The following is a 20,098-nucleotide window of genomic DNA, read 5'->3' on the forward strand; positions in this document are numbered from 1 at the left end:
TTTCTATGCGAGTTCGAAATAGAGTTGTAGAAGTCGAAATTTACCTTTTTAAAACCGCAACAGAATATTTTTTCATAAAACAACCAACGCAAAATCAATCCCTAAAATTTGCTGCATAAAAAAGGCTGCCCTTTTCGGACAGCCTCCATAGTTTTACGTTGTTATAAAAACTATTTTTTGACCTCATTAATTGTTTGCACAAAAGCTTCCACAGGTTGCGCTCCTGAAACAGCATATTTTCTATCAAAAACAAAAAATGGGACACCCTGTACTCCTATTTTCTGAGCCTCGTCAATATCTGCCGCTACTTTACTTAAATATAAAGTTTCATTTTTAACCACATCCTGAACTTCATTAACTTCCAACCCACATTGAGCACCTAGTTCTATCAAAGTTGAATCGCTACCTAAATCTCTTCCCTCAGTAAAATACGCTCTAAAGAAAATTTCTTCCATTTCATCTCCCAAACCTTTTGATTTAGCCAATTGAATTATTCTATGAGCTGTCAACGAATTTGAAATAATAGTTTTATCAAAATTATAATCCAAACCAACACTTTTTGCTCTTTCAGCAACTCCTTTATGCATTTCTTTGGACTGTCCTAGTGTAATACCTTTGTGTTCTGCCAAAAAAGTATAAATATCTTTTCCAGGTTGCGAAGTTATCGATGGATCAAGCTGAAAACTTTTCCATTCGATTTCAAATCTATCATTTGGAAATTCATCCAAAGCCGACTCCAGCAATCTTTTTCCGATATAACAAAACGGACACATAATATCCGACCAAATTTCTATTTTCATTTTTTTCTATGTTTATTTATTTCAAGACCTCATATTTTTACTTATTACAAATTACGGACTTTTTTGCAAGTCTATCGAACATAGATCAAAATAAAAAACCGCAACTCTGTTTAAGAATTGCGGTTTTCAGGTATAAAAAATGGTTGGTTAATAGCGATACTTTTTTTTTACAATGTTATGCCTTTAATTTGAAACTAAAAAAAATCCCTGTAACAAAAAGAAGTTTTGATGTTAACTATTTAACATTACAGGCATTACCAGCATTGTAACTGTTTCTCCTTCTTCTAAACCATCAACTGGCGTAAGGATTCCTGCCCTATTAGGCAATGACATCTCTAACATGATTATGTCTGATTGTAGATTAGTAAGCATTTCTGTTAAAAAACGTGAATTGAAACCAATCTGCATATCATCTCCCTGATAATCGCAAGTTAATCTTTCCTCTGCTTTATTCGAGTAATCGATATCTTCAGCGGAAACGTTCAATTCGGCTCCTGCGATTTTCAAACGGATTTGGTGTGTTGTTTTGTTTGAGAAAATTGCAACACGACGAACAGAACTTAAAAACAAAGAACGATCAATCATTAATTTGTTTGGATTTTCTTTCGGAATTACTGCTTCATAATTCGGGTATTTCCCGTCAATCAAACGACACATTAAAATATAGTTATCAAATGAAAAAGTTGCATTTGAATCATTATATTCAATTTTCACCTCAGCATCAGAAGTGCTTAAAATACTTTTCAAAATATTTAACGGCTTCTTTGGCATGATAAAATCAGCTACCTGAGAAGACTTAACATCCGTGCGGGCATATTTTACTAATTTATGAGCATCTGTCGCAACAAACGTTAATCCTTCTGGTGAAAACTGAAAGAAAACACCCGACATAACCGGACGCAAATCATCATTTCCGGCTGCAAAAATGGTTTTACTTACAGCAGTTGCCAAAACATCAGCAGGCACCAAAGTTACAGAAGGATCTTCCAGATTAACTGCTTTTGGAAACTCTTCTCCGGCTGCGTATGCCACAGCATATTTACCAGAATTCGAACTGATTTCGACAGTATTATTATCCTCCACAGTAAAAGCCAGAGGCTGCTCCGGAAAAGTTTTCAAAATTTCAAGTAATAATTTTGCCGGCACCGCCACACTCCCTTTACTTGTAGAATCGATTGATAATGTAGCAGACATTGTTGTTTCAAGATCCGAAGCCGAAACTGTCAACTCATTATTATTTAGTTCAAATAAGAAGTTATCTAAAATAGGCAACGTGTTGTTGCTATTAATTACACTACCTAAAACCTGTAATTGTTTTAATAAGTACGAACTCGATACTATAAATTTCATCTCTCTTTTTTTAATTTTTGTGCCTATTTAGTAATTTACCCTAAATAAGCGGATTACAAATATATCGTAAACAATCTTAGTTTTGCAATTTTTTTATTAACATCTACTTGCTGTATTTTCTTTTTCGGATATAGGTAAATACAAGTCCGAAAATCAATAAAATCAAGATTGGAAGTCCGACAGTTATGAATTGTGACTTCGTATAGTTTTCGTAAACTTTCTCTTTATCCAATAATGGCAAATCCAAATCCTTACTCCTAATGTTAATAAGTCCTGTATCGTCCAGCAGATAATTGATACAATTCATTATAAAATCCTTGTTGTCATACAAATTCCCTGAACGCTGATCGTATCCCAATTCCACAGGCATCATGTTTTTATCCAATTGGTTTCTGGCTATATCTCCATCAGCCACAACAATCATTTTGTTTGGCTTTCCTTGCGATACGAAAGAATTGTCTTTAAAAGGTAATACCCTATTTTCAAATGCTGAATGGAAAGAACCCTGTAACAAAACAGCCAGAGGCAAATTTCCTTTATTAAGATAATCCTTTGGAGACGTCTGCTCTGAAACAATTTCCAAGTTAACTTCAGCCGGCGTTCCTACTTTCTTTGAATAAGGAGACGACTGCAATAAAACCGTTTTTTTAATTCCGTTTTTCAGAGTATCAATAGGACTTGCAAAATCAAATTTCACTCCTCCAAGATTTTTCACAATAGGATGCTTGCTTTCAGGCGAAACAAGCGGAGCAAACTTCCAGACAAAATCCTGATATTGTGTTGCACTTCCCTGCTCTCCTGTTGCCAGTTTTAATGGACTTCCCTGCTCATCCTTTACCAAATCGGGGTTAATTCTGACACCATATTTAAAAAACATATCATTAAGGTTCAAATCTCTTGGATAAGCTAAAGTCGCTCCTGCCTGATTGTACAAACTATCCATATCAGCTGCAACCTGATCAATCATCCATAAGGTTTTACCACCATTCATGATAAACTGATCCAAAACCTCCTTTTCTTCATCAGTAAAAGTTTCTGTCGGTTTCGAAATGATGGCTAAATCGTATTTTTTAAGCGCATTCAAAGTTCCGTTTGGATCATTTGCTACCGAATCCAATGTAAAAGGCCCTATAAAATAATTTTCACGTATTTGCAACAGCATTTTTGCAATATACTTCTCTTTTATTTCACCGTTACCTTTTATAATTGCAACTTTCTTTTGCTTGTCTTTGGTAATTTTATTTACAGCGTCTGCAATTGAATACTCTAAATGCTGAATAGAACCAATTACTTTTTGAGTAGTTGATGCTCCCATTCTGTTTTTCAGCAAAGGAATATTAACCTCTTTATTATTGTAAACTGCAATCGCCCATGGAAAAACCATTTCCTGTGATTGCTTCCCTTTATCATCAACCGTAATATTTATTGGCGTAAGCCCTTTTTGATATAATGATTTCATCAAATCCATGCTTTCGTCTTTGTTTTCCATAGGATTCACAAATTCGAAAACAATATTAGAATTATAAGCCTGAAATTCTTCCAGCAATTGTTTTGTCTCCTGCTGCAAACGTCTGAAATCAGCTGGCAAGTCGCCCTCCATATAAATCTTAACAGACAACGGGTTTTTGACTTGTCTTAATATTTGAAGAGAAGTTTCGGATAAAGTATAACGTTTGTCTTTGGTTAAATCGAAACGGTAAAAAAAGAAGGTTCCCAATACATTCAGGACAACCAAAACCAAAATAGTCGCCCACAACGTTTTGATATTTATTTGAGCAGATGCTTTCATTAGGCTTTAAAAGATTTTAATTGATAAACTGTAAAAGACAAAAACAAAACTGTAATACTCAAAAAGTAAATTACATCACGGGTGTCAATTACTCCTCTGCTCATACTTTTAAAATGATCCTGCATACCCAAAACTGAAACAAAACCTGAAAACCCAGGAATCAGAGAAGCAATGCTTTCAAAACCGAAATAAAAGAAAAAGCATAAAAAAACCGAAATAATAAAAGCTACGATTTGATTTTCTGAAAGTGTCGAAGTAAAAATTCCTATAGCTGAATAAGCTGCTATCAGAAACAACAATCCGAAATAAGAGCCAATTGTGCTCCCCATATCAATATTCCCTTCCGGCAAACCCAGATCCGAAATCACTTTTACATAGATTAAGGTTGGTATAATGGCGAGAATAATTAGAAATAAAGCTCCGAAGAACTTTCCGTTTACGATTTCCCAAATAGACAAAGGCTTCGTTAAAAGTAATTCTAATGTTCCTTGTTTTTTTTCATCAGAGAAACTTCTCATTGTTACTGCCGGAATCAGAAAAATCAGAATCCATGGTGCCAATGTAAAAAACGGAGTTAAATCGGCATAACCTGTATTCAGAATGTTATAATCCCCTTCAAAAACCCATAAAAAAAGCCCATTGGAAATTAAGAAAATCGCAATGACCAAATAGCCAACAGGAGACCCAAAAAAGGATTTTATTTCCCGTAAAATGATTGATTTCATGTAAAAACGTTTATTCGTTTAATCGTTGATTTGTTTTACTTACTTTGGTACTATTACCCAAAAGCATTACAAGCGCGCAAAAGTACCAAAATTGATTGTCTTTTTAGAAAAAAATTAAAAATTCAGTAATGATTTGCTTTACTTTTTCATGGTGTAAAGATCCAAATTCTATTTTATTTAAAACTGATCCTTAAATCTGGTTTTAAGAAAACTTAATTGTAATCACATCACGATAGTTTAGCCCCAACAAACTATTTGCAGAACCTACTTTTGAAGGATTACTTCTAAAAATAGCAATTTCAAGAAAACCAGCTTCGTTAAAAATAGCCAGTTTTTCGCCTTCATACGTTTTAATCGGATATTTATCAGAAGTTGCGATAGCTGAATAATTAGGCAAAATAGTTTTGATACTTTTGGGTTTCATGACAATTTCATACGGTCGCCCTTTTGCCACTTCTAAAAACTGTTTTTTAGAAATATTAGTTACGACGTTTCCAAAATGGTCAATATAAATTACATATCCTTTTAGTGAATTACCGTCATCAGTAACCACAGCCTGCAATTCTGTTGCTTCTTTAATTTCAGCAATTTCTTTTCCAATGACATTTAGTAAACCTCCTTTTGCAATATGGCATGCAACCTGAATAAACACATCCAGATCAGAATATTCAGCAGGAAAACGGTCATGAATATTAATAGCTACGATTTTCTGCGGTACAATTTTCTGCGTGAGCATACTCAGGATTCCGTTATCAGCACAAATAAAATAATGGTCGTTCCATTGCATCGCTATATGCTGGTTCTCTTTATTACGCTCTATATCAACTCCTATCAAGTGTACAGTTCCTTTAGGAAAACTTAAATAGGATGCTCCAATAATATAACTTGCCTCGGCAGTATTAAATGGATCTACATCGTGTGAAATATCAATAATTTTTGCTTCCGGAATTTCCGAAATTATTTTCCCCTTCAGTGAACCCACAAAGTGATCTTTTAGGCCGTAATCAGTAGTAAGGGTAATTATTGACATCATTTTGTTTATAACTATTGGTAGCTTTTAAACCTAAATTTCATTAAATTTGAGAAATGCAAATCTAATAATACTTAATGCAAATTGAAAGAAAGAAATACAATTTGCACTTAAAGATATAAACATACCCGACAACTATAGATTTACAAACAAATTTATTTTTAATTTAAAACTACCTCATTTGAACGAACGAATAATAGAGCTAATAGACATCGCCCCTAAAGAATTTTGGGGCGCTCAGGACAGCCATTTAGAAATAATTAAAAAGTACTACCCGAAGCTTAAAATCGTAGCACGAGGGACTACTTTGAAAGCTTTTGGCGAAAAAGAAGTTTTAGATGAATTCGAAAAGAGATTTCAGAGGCTTATGCTTCATTTTACCCGATATAACAACATTGACGATAATGTAATTGAACGCGTAATAATGAGTGATGGTCAGGACGAAAAAAAAGCTTATGACCATGACAAAATATTAGTTCACGGAGTTGGTGGTAAAATCGTAAAAGCAATGACCCCAAACCAGCAGCTGTTGGTTGATACCATTAAAAAGAATGATATGGTTTTTGCTGTTGGCCCTGCAGGTACAGGGAAAACGTATACAGGTGTCGCAATGGCCGTAAAAGCACTTAAAGACAAAGAAGTAAAAAGGATTATATTGACTCGTCCGGCGGTTGAAGCAGGAGAAAATCTGGGATTCCTGCCCGGAGATATGAAAGAAAAGCTAGATCCTTATATGCAACCGCTTTATGATGCCTTAAGAGATATGATTCCGAATGAAAAACTGGAAGACTATATCCTGAAAGGAATTATTCAGATTGCGCCTTTGGCCTTCATGCGCGGACGAACTTTAGACAATGCCTTTGTAATCCTTGATGAAGCACAAAACACTACACACTCGCAAATGAAGATGTTTTTGACCCGTATGGGAAAAAACGCCAAATTTATGATTACAGGTGACCCAGGTCAGGTCGATTTGCCTCGTCGTACAATTTCCGGGCTGAAAGAGGCTCTTTTGGTACTGAAAGACATTGATGGCATCGGAATTATTTATCTGGATGATAAAGACATCGTTCGTCACAGATTGGTTAAAAAAGTTATTGATGCTTATAAACAAATCGAAAATCACGATTAATTTTTATAAAATGTCAAATGTAAATCGTAAAATGTGTTTTGACATTTATTAATATTCGTTTTGTAGCTTTTTTTAAGGAAAAGCGCAAAACGAATATTTTTTTATAAGCTCACTTCACTTATCCAGACCAAAAAGCCATTAAAATCTAAAATTCTAATGGCTTCAATTAAACATCAATTGTATTATGAACTGTATATCTGATTAAAATTTATGGAACTAAAAACTTAATTGTTTTTACCCCTTTTTCAGATTCAACTTTCCCAATATAAACTCCTTTGGTTTTTGGTAATTCTATACCTGAATCATTGCTTATGTTTGTTAATTTAACAACTTGTTTTCCTGTTAAATCATAGATTCTGATTTTACTATTTTCAGGAGCATTTTCTATCTTAATAAAACCATCTTTTACTGTCCATTTTAATTGGCTTTTTAAAAAATCATCATTCCCAAGGTTAGCTGCAGGAAGAGCTACCCCATGAATTCTGACATCCGAAAGGCAAATTCTTTTTCCGCTGGTACCTGAAGCAGTATTATACCATGGATAAACACGGACTTTTAAGGTTTTTCCATAAGGAATTTTAAGCACCGGAATTTTTGAAACCGCATACATTGTGTTTGAAGCCATACTCGTCAGCTCTCCCACAGCAGATGTAGTTACAAAATCATCAGTAGAATACGAAATACGGCATCTCATACCACTTCCTCCGGCAGCTCCAACATATAAACTTATTAAATCAACATTTAATTCTGTTCCCGCAGCAGGAGAAACTCCGTACTGTGTATAACGTGTTGATACTTCATCAATTTCTCCGGCAGGCCAGCCCCCTCCTGTAGGTTCGTTTCTTTGAGTTTTTCTTGTCGTATCATAACCGCTGCCAACAGGCCACATTGTACTAGAAGTCCCCGAGTTAGCAGGTGCTGCATACGACTGAACGGACATACCTGTATGCGACTGATCTAGAGGAATCGCCGGACCTTGTAAAACGTAAGAATCATTTGTAGTTAATGCCCAAATAAGATTAACTTCTGTACCGCCGGTCAATGTAATAAAATTAGCTGTTAAAGGAACTGTTTTTGTCACACTTCCATTAGTTACAGTCAGTGTCCCTGTCTTATTTCCTCCAACCGACTGTGTTGCCGAAATATAAAACTTTGTAAAAGCAAGATTGCTACCTGTGTAATTCATAGTAATTGAAGAATTAAAAGTGTCGGTTTTGTTTGCTGCAATCAAAAAACCATTATCTACAGAAAGAGAAAAACTTCCTGCAGCAGGCTGGAGATCAAAACCTGTGATTGTCACTTCTTTTGTAAGTGTCTGACCAGTGTAGGCATCTCCAAAATCACAATTGGTCGGATTAATTAAAACATCTGTTAATGTATTGATGTAGGAAGCTAAAATATTTTGTTTTACCATTTCCTGCGCGCACAATCTGGCGGTTAATGTTCCTAACAATGCTGTTGGATGCGTAGAATCTGCTGAAACGTAGAGCTGAGCTGTACTTGCAGCATCACCATAAGATTCAACTAAGGTTTTGGTCAAGGTAGTTAAATCAATAAGCTGTACTCCTTTTTCTGTCGCAACTTCTTTCATCGCATAAGCATAATCATAAGTGTGATCGGTTGCCGGAAGACTGAAATCAGGACCTAAATCATGAAGCCCTTTACGTGTAATCATACCCCCACTAAAATATTTCCTACACATAGAAGTGGCCAGAATAGGGGTCGCATTTAAAGCACGGGTTTCATCAATATACTTTCTGAGATAATCTTTATAAGTTGTTTGCGGATTTGTACCTCTGTAGTCTGTTCCGTTAATTGGATTTGCAGGATCAGTGCCGCCGTCGAGTCCTCCGTTTTTCTCGTCATTATGAGCAAACTGAATAATCACATAATCCCCTGCTTTTATTTGTTGCTTTACGGTTGTCCAATACGGAGCTTCCATATAAAAACTTTTACTGCTGGCACCATTTTTTGCACGATTATTAACTGTAACTCCTGAATTAAAAAACTGCTGAAACATCATTCCCCAGCCTCTTATATCAGAAGTGCTTTCGTCATAGTTCGCCATTGTAGAGTCACCAATGGTGTGAAGCGTAATTTGTGCATTTACTGAAGTGATGCTGCAAAAAGCTAAGGCAACAACAAATAATTTTGACAATATTGATTTCATTTTTGGATTTTATTTTATGTAAGTATTAGGTATATGAGAAAGTATATACCCTTGTGGTATTTATTTATATGAAATAAAAATTTATAATCTTGCTTTACTTTTTATAAACTTTTGTAGCTCCTTGTTTTCCGTTGATTTTATAACGAACAATGTAGATTCCCGTTTTTAGATTATTTACGTTTATTTCTGTTGCAGCAGCTTTTGTATGATAAACACGTTGCCCTGCAAGATTATAAACATCAAGATTTTCAAGTACACCGTTTACTTTCAACATATCATACTCCAGAAAAACATTTTCATCTAAACCCAGGCTGGCAGAATTTACAGTAATTGATCCCGTACCCGTAAACAGTCCCGGGTGTGTAGCAGCATTGTATGTTCCATCTGCCAGCTGTGTTCCGTTTAAAGTAAATTTCTTAACTGCAACTGCCACGTTTAATACCGCTGATGCAGAAGAACCGGTTATATTCATATTTAATTCGTCTCCGGCACATTTTGCATGATTGAAAACAGCTTTGTTATTGAAAGCCAGACTGATTGTACCTTTACCAAAAGCATTTTCAACTGTTCCGTTGATTGCAGCTGAACCTCCGGCATTTGCAGCAGCAAGAGTCAAATCCCATATTCCTGTAAAATTGCTGTTATCTCCTCCTAATTTTACCGTTGCTGTACTTGCAAAATCCCTGATGTTTCGAACAATCACTTTATTGCTTCCCGAAAATGTTCCCGGTAAATCCATTGTGTTTCCTGCTACATTATTACTACTCATGGTTAGAGAAACATCTCCTTCTAAAACAATTGGAGCGTTCAAATAGAAACCCGTACCACTTGTTGCATAGGTAATGGTAGATCCCTGAGCCATTCTAACAGGGCCTAAACATTTGGAATCTTTTATTTGTCTCAAACGGATTGTTCCGCCTGTTTTTACATACATATCACCTTCAAATTGTGTAAGCGTTGTTTCAATTGTAATTCCACTGTTTACAATTACTTTTTCGCCTGCTTTTGGCAACAAGGCCGGAGAATATTTAGTAACATCATCCCAAAGTCCGCCTAAGAAACCAAATTCACTTGGTCTTCCGATAATTATTTTACCTGTTCCGCTAATTGTAGATGCATTTGTAGCAGCTGTATAAATACCAATGGGCTGTAAAACACCATCAATATACCATTCATTAATTGTGATATCCTGATTAAGAACAACAGACGCTGTTCCTTCTGTGTAAAGTGCTGTTTTCACATCCACTGCTGTACTCAAATCAACAGTAAGTTTTCCATTCGTTTTTACGGTTATTTTTGGTGATTTCCCTAATGAATTAGCAATTTCAGCCTGAAGCTCACCCGCTTCAATAACTAAATTTCCTGTATATCCTGAATTATTACTATTAAATTGCACTATTCCTGTACCTGTTTTTGTTATCTGGTGCACACCACTGATTACAGCAGTCAGATTCAGATTAGCAGAACTATTGATTGTTACTGCCCCTTTAGTTTTGATGTTTCCACCCAAAGAAGCACTAGCCGCACTAGAAATTGATGCCTGATTAAGTGTAAGTAAAGTTGTTGAACTATTGGAAGAAACATCAATAGTAGCACCATTCAATAAATTCAAATCGGCTGCAAAATTTCCGCCATTAGCATTTATTGTAAAAATTCCATCAACATTTGCCGCTTCTGATGCAACCGGTACAGCATTAGGGTTCCAGTTGTCTGCTTCCAGCCATCCGGTATTTGCAGCACCTCCATCCCAATTGTATACGGTTACTGTTGGAGCTATCGCTGTAGGATCCCAATTATCAGTACCTGCCAATACAATTTTTGGCTCATATAAATTGGCTTCTGTCTGATCTGCCAAAGATCGAATACCTACCCAGTTTGCTCTTCCGCTCATATCAGCTCCCGGACCAGTATTCATCCATTCGTATAACTTAAGTCTTGGATCTGTATCAGCATAAGCCATATTCCATTTATCTCCCCAGCCTAACGGATCTATTTCTGCAGGCATGGTACAATAAAGCCATGCTACTTTTGGATATTGATGCCATGGACGTCCGAATTTAATTTTCACACCATCATCACCTAACCTCGGACTGTTCGGCTGATATGTTAAATTACATTTATAAAATACAAAACCGTAAGTCTGCGATTCTTCACTTGAAGGTGCAGTTATCCATGCCCCGCCGTAACTTCTGATTTCACATTCGTTAAAAACACCAACTCCACGACCGTATATGTAATCGGTACGGCCTAAAATCATACAGGATTTAAAATAAGCGCGTGAAGTTTCGGCAGTCCAGAAATAAATAGTATCCTGATAAGCAGCTATATCACAATTCACAAACACATTTCGGTCTGCACGAAGCGTCAGTGCCTGTGCCTGTCCTACTGGTCCGGCTGTATTTCGAATAGTTATATTTTCTGCCCTGAAATCATTTGCCATGATGGTAAGTGTGGCTGCAGTTGCCACTAAATTTGTATTGGAAGCCCAAAGTGCCACTTTAGCATCCGGACACAGACCATCACCACCGTCGTTACAATTGTAAATATCATAAGAGATAATTGTTTCTGTACGGCTCTCCCCAATTAATGTTAAATTGGTTTTATTAGCAGGAACTAATAATTTTTCTTTGTCGTACAAACCTCTTTTTACATAAATAATGGTGGGTGTTCCGGCAGGTGCTGCATCAATTGCGGCTTGTATCGAGGTAAAATTTCCTGATCCATTGATATCTACCACGATATCCGGGCTAAAACTTTGTGCTGCACCTGTATTAAAAAATAAAAGTCCTATAAACAGAAGGACAAAAAAGTCGAGTTTTTTCATAAAATTAGATAGTTAGTGATTGGTTGTTGTAAAGCTGAGAGTTATTAATCATTCAAAAAAGCATCAACAAACACGAATAAAATTTTTATTTTTTTATAGAATAAAAAATCAATACTGTATTTTTAATGCCAATTTTTAATTAATCAATATCTTGCTTCAAAACTATTTTAATAAAAGAATAATGAGTTTCAAATTTTGGTCATTTACTTCCACTTTTTTATCATTAGCAGTGTTTACTGGGGTTCTGATTGCCAATTTTTATTTTTAAAGTTATTTTTATGCGGTAATTAACTGAAAAACACTGATCAATACAATAGTTTCTTTTAAGTACAAACTAAACTTTACTACACCAAACTAAACCCAGAATTACGAATGAAAAACCTTTTACCGGTTAAATTTTTAATTGGATTTCTATCTCTCGTTTTCTTAAGCAAAGCAGTCGCACAAGTAAAATGTAAAATAGAAAATTACGCCACTGAAGATGGTCTGTCTCATGATGTTATAAGAGACATTATAAAAGATAAGGAAGGTTTTATGTGGTTTGCCACATGGAACGGTATCAACCGATTTGACGGTAAAAATTTTGTTACTTACAAAGCAATTGCCGGAGACAACAGCAGCCTGAGCAGTAACCGAATCGATATAATTAAGGAAGATGCTTTTGGATATATCTGGCTTAGAGTTTATGATAATCAAATTTACAGATTCGACAAAAAAACCGAATCTTTTCTTTCTATTGCTGCTATCTTAGGAACCAGCAAAATTGAATTCGATAATATTATTACTGACAAGAATGGTAATGTATGGCTGACTACTATTGGCAGCGGAATTTTTTTAGCCCAAAAAAAAGCTACTAATCAAATTAAGCTTACTCATTTTCAAGAAAATTCAAGAAACAACTCTTTGTCTTCCAACAACCTAAATTTTATTTTTAAAGATACTGATCATTCTATCTGGGTAGGTTCGGAAAAAGGATTAGACTATATATCAAATTCTAAAAAAGGCTACAAAAGCAATACTATTTTAAAAAACAATGCTATAAAATGCTGTTTTGTACAAGGCAATAATGCCTGGTTTGGAACTGATCGAGGTGTTTTAATCTATTACAGTAAAATTCATAAAAAATATAATAAAACAGTTGTCTCAAACAAAGCAATTAACGCTATAATAAAGTCCAAAAACGAGAATTTATTATTGATTGCCACTGCCGAAGGAGAATTGATTACGTTTAATACCGGAACTTTAAAAACAGAATCAACGCTTAAAGTTTCTGAATCGCCACTACATCGAATTTATCAGGATAAAAAAGGCTCATTATGGATTGAACCAGACAAACATGGTGTTTTTATGGTAAAGCCAAAAGAACGTAAAGTTGCCTTTTTTTCTCAACAGACAAATGCTTCTTTTTTGAAGCTAAAATACAGTTTTGAAATTTTTGAAGACAATTTCAACAGGGTATGGGTAAAATTAAAAGGTGGTGGTTTTGGATATTATAACGAAAAAACGAATCGTCTGGATTACTTCTTTAATAATCCTGAAGATGAAAATCAGAAGTTTTCAAATATCGTTACTACTATGTATTTTGATCCTGTTGGAATTCTCTGGATGAGTACCACCGACAGAGGAATTAATAAAATCATTTTCCAGAAAAATACTTTTCAGCAGCAACTTTTAGTTCACAGTAAAATCAAAACCGAAAATGAAATCAGGGCTGTCTTTTCAGATAAAAACAATCGTTTATGGCTGTCATCAAAAGCAGGAAAATTAAAAATATATAAAGGAAATCAGGAATTAACAAACCCTTTTACTAATTATAACCCAAATGAAATTGGTCTTGTATATGCCATTACAGGAGATTCCAAAGGAAATGTATGGTTAGGAACAAAAGGAAACGGTTTGTATAAAGCCACTCCTGTCAATTTACAAAATTCACAATACGTCTTAAAGCAGTTTAAAGCTGATAAAAAAAACCCTTTAAGCATTAGCAGCAATGAAATCTATTCTGTTTTAGAAGACAAAAAAGGAAAAATCTGGATAGGTACTTATGACAACGGAATCAATTTACTGGAGGAAAAAAATGGTAAATTTAATTTTATACATCATTTTAAAAACTACCCCACAATTGAATCCAATAAAATCAGATATTTGGCTCAGGGGTATAAAGGCCAGATCTGGGCTGCCACAACAAACGGATTAGTGACATTTAATCCTGAGGATTATAATCCCACAAAACTAAAATTTTCCAGATATGAAAAAATGCCTTCAGACAAATTCAGTCTTGGCAGTAATGATGTGTTGTTTATCTTCAAAGACTCGGCTGATAAAATGTGGATTTCCACAGCTGGCGGCGGACTCAGTCAGGTTATTGAAAAAGGAGATGGTTTAAAATTTAAAAACTTTACAAAAGACGACGGCTTACCAAGTGATTTTATTCTGAGCATGGCAGAAGATGACCAGAAAAACCTATGGCTGGCAACAGAAAATGGGATTTCAAAATTCAATTTACAGCAGTATATTTTTAGAAATTATGATTCTTACGATGGTTTGGTTAAAACCGGTTTTTCTGAATCAGCTGGCATCAAACTACTAAATGGCAATCTGGTTTTCGGAAGCAGGAACGGTTATTTAACTTTCGATCCAAAAAAAACAGAAAACCAAAAAACCAGCACAAAAATGGTTTTTACCGGTTTTGAAATCAACAATAAAAACTCAACTGTAAAATCGGCAGAATATCCTTTAGAAAGTGATATCAATTATACCAACAATATTCAGTTAAGCCATACTGAAAACACTATTAGCATCTATTATGCGGTATTAGATTATAAATCAAACAACAAACAATTATATGCTTATCGGCTGAAAGGTCTTGATGATACATGGCACGAGGTAAAAAACCAAAAAAAGGCAACTTTTACCAATTTACCACCGGGAGATTATCAGTTTGAAGTAAAATGCACAAATACAGAATTGTATACGGTTACTCCTCAGAAGAGTTTAGCTTTTACGATTGCTCCTCCTTTCTGGAAAACCAATTTTGCTTATTTTTTATATGCTGTCCTTATTCTGACAGCGCTCGAAATTGCCCGAAGAATATCCTTTTCAATGATTCGTCTGCGAAACGAAATTGTGGTAGAACAAAAAATGACCGAGCTTAAATTGAGTTTTTTTACTAATATTTCCCACGAATTAAGAACTCCCCTTACCTTAATCGTTAATCCAATAAATGAAATTGCCAAAAGTGAAAAGTTAACTCCCCTGGAAAGTGAATATATAGAGACCGTAAGAAAAAACACGAACAGGCTCGTAAGATTTGTGAATCAGCTGCTGGATTTTAGAAAAGTGCAGAGTGGCAATGAACAGCTTCATATTGAACCCATTGAAATAGTTTCTTTTGTGAATGAAATAAACGCATTGTTTTCTCAGGCGGCTTACGAGAAAAACATAAAAATTAAAACGGAATGCAACACTGAAGTTCTTCTTGTAAATCTGGATAGGGAAAAAATAGATATTGTCATTTATAATTTACTGTCAAATGCAATCAAATTCTCTCCGAATGACAGTATTATTACAGTTGAACTGAAATTGGAAAATGATACTGTTTTAAAAATCAATGTTTCAGATCAGGGCTCTGGTGTTGATGAAAACAAGCTGAAAGATATTTTTAAACTTTACTACGAAACAGATTCAGACAAAAATAAAAACGTAGGAACCGGAATTGGTCTTGCTCTTTGCAGAGAATATGTGCAATTACATCAGGGGATCATTTATGCCTTTAATAATGAAAATGGAGGTCTGACCGTTTCTATAGCAATTGATTTAAATCAGGAAATCTTCCAAAACAACAGTTATAAGAAAAACTTATCTGAACATACATTAAAGAAACATTTCACAGAAAGTAAACAAAAGAGCAAAAATCAGGCTTTACAAAATAATTTAAATGAGCACTTACCGGTAGTTCTTATTGTAGAAGACAATTATGAATTAAGATCATTTTTAAAGAGTCAATTGCAGCGTTTTTATCAAATACTGGAAGCCGAAAATGGAAAAGAAGGTTTTTTAATTGCTTCGAATAAACTTCCCGATTTAGTTTTAAGTGATATTATGATGCCTGAAATGGATGGTATTGAATTACTCGATGCCCTTAAAAACACAACAGAAACCAGTCATATTCCGGTTATTTTATTAACTGCAAAATCATCTGTGGAAAGCAAAATAGAAGGACTACACTATGGAGCAGATTATTATATTACTAAGCCTTTTGATACTGATTTTCTGACTGCATCTATTCAAAATTTGATTAAATCCAGAAAGAAAATTTTTGAACAATTACAATCTAATGTAAAAACAATTGAATTAGAGCCAGGTGAAATCATCATTACAACCAAAGACGAACAGTTCTTAAAAGACATTATCGCAATAGTAGAAGATAGCATGACAAATCCAAAATTCAACATTGATGTGATTGCAAATGCATTGAATATGTCAAGAGTCACTTTCAACAGAAAATTTAAAAGCCTCACAAACTTAACACCTGTCGAATTTGTCAGCGAGATGCGCCTAAAAAGAGCCAAACAATATCTTGATGCGGGAGAAACCGATATCGCAAATATCGCCTACAAAGTCGGATTTAACGGTGCAGGCTATTTTAGCACCTGTTTTAAGGAGTATTACAAAATATCACCTTCAGATTATTTAAAGCAAAAATAGTACGTCAAGCGAATATTTTACATTAAAAAATAAAGTGAAGGTTTGAAAACAAATAGTTAAATAAATAATAAACTTGCTTTATTTCGATCTATCGGACGTTTCAAACTTTGGTCTTACGGGCTTAAAACCTTAATTTTGCATTTCATAAATATTTGATTATTAATATGACAAAGCTTAAAAATATAAAAGTTGTAGTAAGCGACCTTGATGGAACCTTACTCAACCCTCAACACAGAATTTCAGATTACACCAAATCTATTTTTCAGGAACTTCACAATCAAAATTATCTTATCGTTGTTGCCACAGGTCGTCATCATCTTGATGCAATGGCTATTATCGAAACACTTGATGTTCCTGTTTATTTAGTGAGTTCAAACGGAGCGAGAATCCATTCTCCTGAGAAAGAAGAACTTTTTGCCTTTAATTTAGACAGCGATGTTGTAAAAGCAGCTTTAAACGTAGAAATCGATCCTGAAATCACCGTTGTTTTGTTCAAAGAAAATGTTTGGCAGACCAATAGGGTCAATGAAAGATTAAATGCTTTTCAGGCCGAATTAAAGTACCGTCCTGAATTGGTTGATTATAAAACTTTAGAAGATTTTGGCGCCATCAAAATTTTCTTCTCCTGTGATAATCATGAAAAATTAGTAAAACTAAAAGACGCTGTTTTGGCCAATTCATCAGAAAATCTCCATCATGCATTCAGCTTACCGACTTGCCTTGAGTTTATGGATAAATCTGTAGATAAGGCGGTAGCAATTGAACAGGTTTTGGAAAAAGAAGGTTTTACATTGTCTGAAGCAGTTGCATTTGGTGATGGTTTCAACGATGTTCAGATGTTGTCTGCATCAGGAAAAGGTTTGATTATGGGAAATGCTCCTGCTCTATTGAAAGAAACCCTGCCAGATTTAGAAGTCATAAAAACCAATGCCGAAGATGGCGTAGCAAAGTATATTGCTTCTAAAATTTTAGACAAGAAATCTGTAGAAGTTTAATCTAAAAATATATTTTTATCAAAATACAGAATCCCTGAAATACTTATTCAGGGATTTTTTTTATTAAACAGGGTTTCTATAAAGAATTTTACAAAAAAATCATTTTTAATATTTCATAATGTACTTTTGTTTTCTCAAAAAGTATTACAATGACAAAAAACATTTTTATCCTTACTTTTTCATTTTTTGCATTTATTGGAAATTGCCAAAAACTGAAGTTAGAAGAAATAATGAAAGGCGAATCTTTTGTTGGAAATCAACCCACAAACGGACGCTGGTCTCTGGACGGAAAGAAAGTTTATTTTGAATGGAATCCAAAAGACGAATTAGGAACCAGCACTTATTTCTGGCAAAAAGGAATGCTTAAACCGGAAGTTGTTGCGCCAAAAGAAGCTGCATTTTCTCAACTTGATTTTAAAACAAAGCCGGGATCAGATATTGTTTATTATTTAGACAAAGGAAGTTTGTATTCCTATTCCATTCATTCAAAAACAGTAAAAAAACTGATTCAGCAATCAGTTCCATTAAGCAATTTAGAATTAGGAAGCCAGTCCGGAATTTTATTTTTTGAGCAAAACAATAATCTTTTTAAATATAATACGAAAGAAGGAACGGTTTTACAGATCACCAATTTTACTAAAGGATCTAAAAAGGAAACAAAACCGGAAAAAGATACTTTTTTGAATACGCAGCAAAAAGAGCTGTTTCAGTTTATAAGAGACAAAGAAGCTAAGAAACAATGGAATCTTGCCAAAACGAAAGCTGTAAAATCTGATTTTTCCAAAGAATATTTTTACGGGAAAGATGATTTTTATAACTTAAAAGTGAATCCAAACGGAAATTTTTCCACTTTTATGCTAATAGAAAATACTGAAGCCAAAAAAGAAAAAATGGAGGTTTTTATTACGGGTGATGGATATAATCAGAGTCAGGATACTAAAGAAAAAGTCTCGGTTGATAATTTTGTAAAAACCAAATTCGGAATTTATTCTGTCGCAAAAGATTCGGTTTATTATGTAAATTTTTCAACGTTAAGCCATATTCAGGATACTCCTAAATATTATGAACAATATGACAACCTGAAAAACAAAGCCAAAGAAGATAAACTGATTGTAGCGCAGACTCCTGTTTATAATGAAAACGGCTCATTGGCAATTGTTGAAATAAGAAGCCAGGACAATAAAGACAGATGGCTGGTAAATTTAAATCTTGACAAAGGAACTTTTGAAGAAATTGAACATCAGCACGACGAAGCCTGGATTGGCGGTCCCGGAATTCCATCGTATTCATTTGCTTCAGGGAATTTAGGTTTCTTATCAGATAATGAAACTATTTATTTTCAGTCTGAAGCTACAGGATATTCTCATTTGTATACTTATAATGTAAAGACCAAAAAAAAGGCACAATTAACCAAAGGAAACTGGGAAGTTCGGGAGGTTACTTTGTCGAAGGACAAGAAAGTATTCTATTTGAGTACAAATACAACGCATCCGGGAAACAGAAACTTCTATAAATTAGCTGTTGCAGATGGTGTTTTACAACCCGTTTTAACGAAAGAAGGTGCGCATGAAGTAGTAGTTTCACCAGACGAAAAAACACTTTTAGTTCGCTATTCGTATAAAAATATTCCCTGGGATTTTTATGTAGCCGAAAATAAAAAGAACACAACATTAGAACAAATTTCTTATTCTGTATCTGAAGATTTTAAAAAATACAAATGGAAAGAACCAGAAGTAATTACATTTAAAGCCCAGGATGGAACTCCGGTAAATGCAAGATTATATACCCCTTCTGAAGAAACTAAAAATAAAGCAGCAATAATTTTCGTACATGGAGCAGGCTATCTTCAAAATGCACATAATTTCTGGAGCAGTTATCATCGTGAATATATGTTTCATAATCTGTTGACCGATTTGGGATATACTGTTTTGGATATTGATTACAGAGGAAGCGACGGTTACGGACGTGACTTTAGAACCGGAATTTATCGTTTTATGGGTGGGAAAGATCTTTCTGATCATTTAGACGGTAAAAAAATATTGGTTGAAAAATATGGCATTGATGCTAACAGAGTGGGTATTTATGGCGGTTCGTATGGTGGTTTTATTACTCTGATGGGAATGTTGACAACACCAGGCGAATTCGCATCAGGAGCGGCATTGCGATCTGTTACCGACTGGGCACATTACAATCATGGGTACACAGGAAACATTTTAAACTTCCCTGAAACAGATCCTGAAGCTTACAAAAAAAGTTCTCCCATTTATTATGCTGGAAATCTAAAAGGCAATTTGATAATGCTGCACGGAATGGTAGATGATAATGTTGAATATAAGGACATTGTGCGTTTGTCACAGCGTTTTATTGAATTAGAGAAAAAGAATTGGAGTCTGGCTTCTTTCCCGGTTGAATCACATGGTTTTAAAGAAACCTATTCCTGGATTGACGAATACAGCCGAATCTTGAATCTATTCGATTCGACACTTCTTAAGAAATAGTTTTCAGTCTCAGTTTTCAGTCTCAGTACTAAAACTGAAAACTGAGACTGAAAACTGAATACTTTCTTGTTTGCTCTT

11 protein-coding genes are annotated in these 20,098 nt (G+C 34.6%); 4 read left to right on the forward strand and 7 right to left on the reverse strand.

What is annotated here, in order from left to right; genetic code table 11:
• Positions 1-170: 170 nt before the first annotated feature.
• The 5 genes from AAEO57_RS15790 to AAEO57_RS15810 all read right to left on the reverse strand — a co-directional run bounded on the left by AAEO57_RS15790 (position 171) and on the right by AAEO57_RS15810 (position 5,694).
• The gene (locus tag AAEO57_RS15790) at positions 171-800 is read right to left on the reverse strand and encodes a DsbA family oxidoreductase (RefSeq protein WP_341693995.1); all 630 of its coding nucleotides are present in this window, start codon (positions 798-800) and stop codon (positions 171-173) included.
• Between the two features lie 231 nt (positions 801-1,031).
• The gene (gene dnaN, locus AAEO57_RS15795) at positions 1,032-2,150 is read right to left on the reverse strand and encodes a DNA polymerase III subunit beta (protein ID WP_341693996.1); all 1,119 of its coding nucleotides are present in this window, start codon (positions 2,148-2,150) and stop codon (positions 1,032-1,034) included.
• 103 nt (positions 2,151-2,253) lie between these two features.
• A complete protein-coding gene (gldG, locus tag AAEO57_RS15800; protein ID WP_341693997.1) occupies positions 2,254-3,939 on the reverse strand; it encodes a gliding motility-associated ABC transporter substrate-binding protein GldG in 1,686 nt (561 codons plus the stop codon).
• Positions 3,939-4,664 carry a gliding motility-associated ABC transporter permease subunit GldF gene (gene gldF / locus AAEO57_RS15805; protein WP_341693998.1) on the reverse strand — a complete coding sequence of 242 codons (726 nt, stop codon included), beginning with the start codon at positions 4,662-4,664 and terminating at the stop codon, positions 3,939-3,941. The genes gldG and gldF overlap by 1 nt, the downstream gene beginning before the upstream one ends.
• A 202-nt stretch (positions 4,665-4,866) precedes the next feature.
• Positions 4,867-5,694: an SAM hydrolase/SAM-dependent halogenase family protein gene (locus tag AAEO57_RS15810; protein ID WP_341694084.1), complete on the reverse strand. Its 828-nt coding sequence runs from the start codon at positions 5,692-5,694 to the stop codon at positions 4,867-4,869.
• A gap of 181 nt (positions 5,695-5,875) precedes the next feature.
• Between AAEO57_RS15810 and AAEO57_RS15815 the strand changes: the two genes are divergently transcribed.
• Complete coding sequence (locus AAEO57_RS15815; protein ID WP_341693999.1) at positions 5,876-6,826, forward strand: PhoH family protein; 951 nt, start codon at positions 5,876-5,878, stop codon at positions 6,824-6,826.
• A gap of 208 nt (positions 6,827-7,034) precedes the next feature.
• Here the strand turns inward: AAEO57_RS15815 and AAEO57_RS15820 are convergent, their stop codons facing one another.
• Together AAEO57_RS15820 and AAEO57_RS15825 are read right to left on the reverse strand one after the other, a co-directional pair.
• Positions 7,035-8,996, reverse strand: coding sequence for a GDSL-type esterase/lipase family protein (locus AAEO57_RS15820; RefSeq protein WP_341694000.1), 1,962 nt, complete (start codon positions 8,994-8,996; stop codon positions 7,035-7,037).
• Positions 8,997-9,090: 94 nt separating this feature from the next.
• The gene (locus tag AAEO57_RS15825; protein ID WP_341694001.1) at positions 9,091-11,820 is read right to left on the reverse strand and encodes a pectinesterase family protein; all 2,730 of its coding nucleotides are present in this window, start codon (positions 11,818-11,820) and stop codon (positions 9,091-9,093) included.
• Between the two features lie 372 nt (positions 11,821-12,192).
• Between AAEO57_RS15825 and AAEO57_RS15830 the strand changes: the two genes are divergently transcribed.
• From AAEO57_RS15830 to AAEO57_RS15840, 3 genes are all read left to right on the forward strand, one after another.
• Positions 12,193-16,527, forward strand: a complete 4,335-nt coding sequence (locus tag AAEO57_RS15830; RefSeq protein WP_341694002.1) for a hybrid sensor histidine kinase/response regulator transcription factor — start codon at positions 12,193-12,195, stop codon at positions 16,525-16,527.
• A gap of 164 nt (positions 16,528-16,691) precedes the next feature.
• Positions 16,692-17,522 carry a Cof-type HAD-IIB family hydrolase gene (locus AAEO57_RS15835; protein WP_341694003.1) on the forward strand — a complete coding sequence of 277 codons (831 nt, stop codon included), beginning with the start codon at positions 16,692-16,694 and terminating at the stop codon, positions 17,520-17,522.
• Positions 17,523-17,671: 149 nt separating this feature from the next.
• Positions 17,672-20,020 carry a S9 family peptidase gene (locus AAEO57_RS15840; RefSeq protein WP_341694004.1) on the forward strand — a complete coding sequence of 783 codons (2,349 nt, stop codon included), beginning with the start codon at positions 17,672-17,674 and terminating at the stop codon, positions 20,018-20,020.
• Positions 20,021-20,098: the final 78 nt, after the last annotated feature.

Source organism: Flavobacterium calami (assembly GCF_038290035.1).
GTDB classification, from domain to species: domain Bacteria; phylum Bacteroidota; class Bacteroidia; order Flavobacteriales; family Flavobacteriaceae; genus Flavobacterium; species Flavobacterium calami.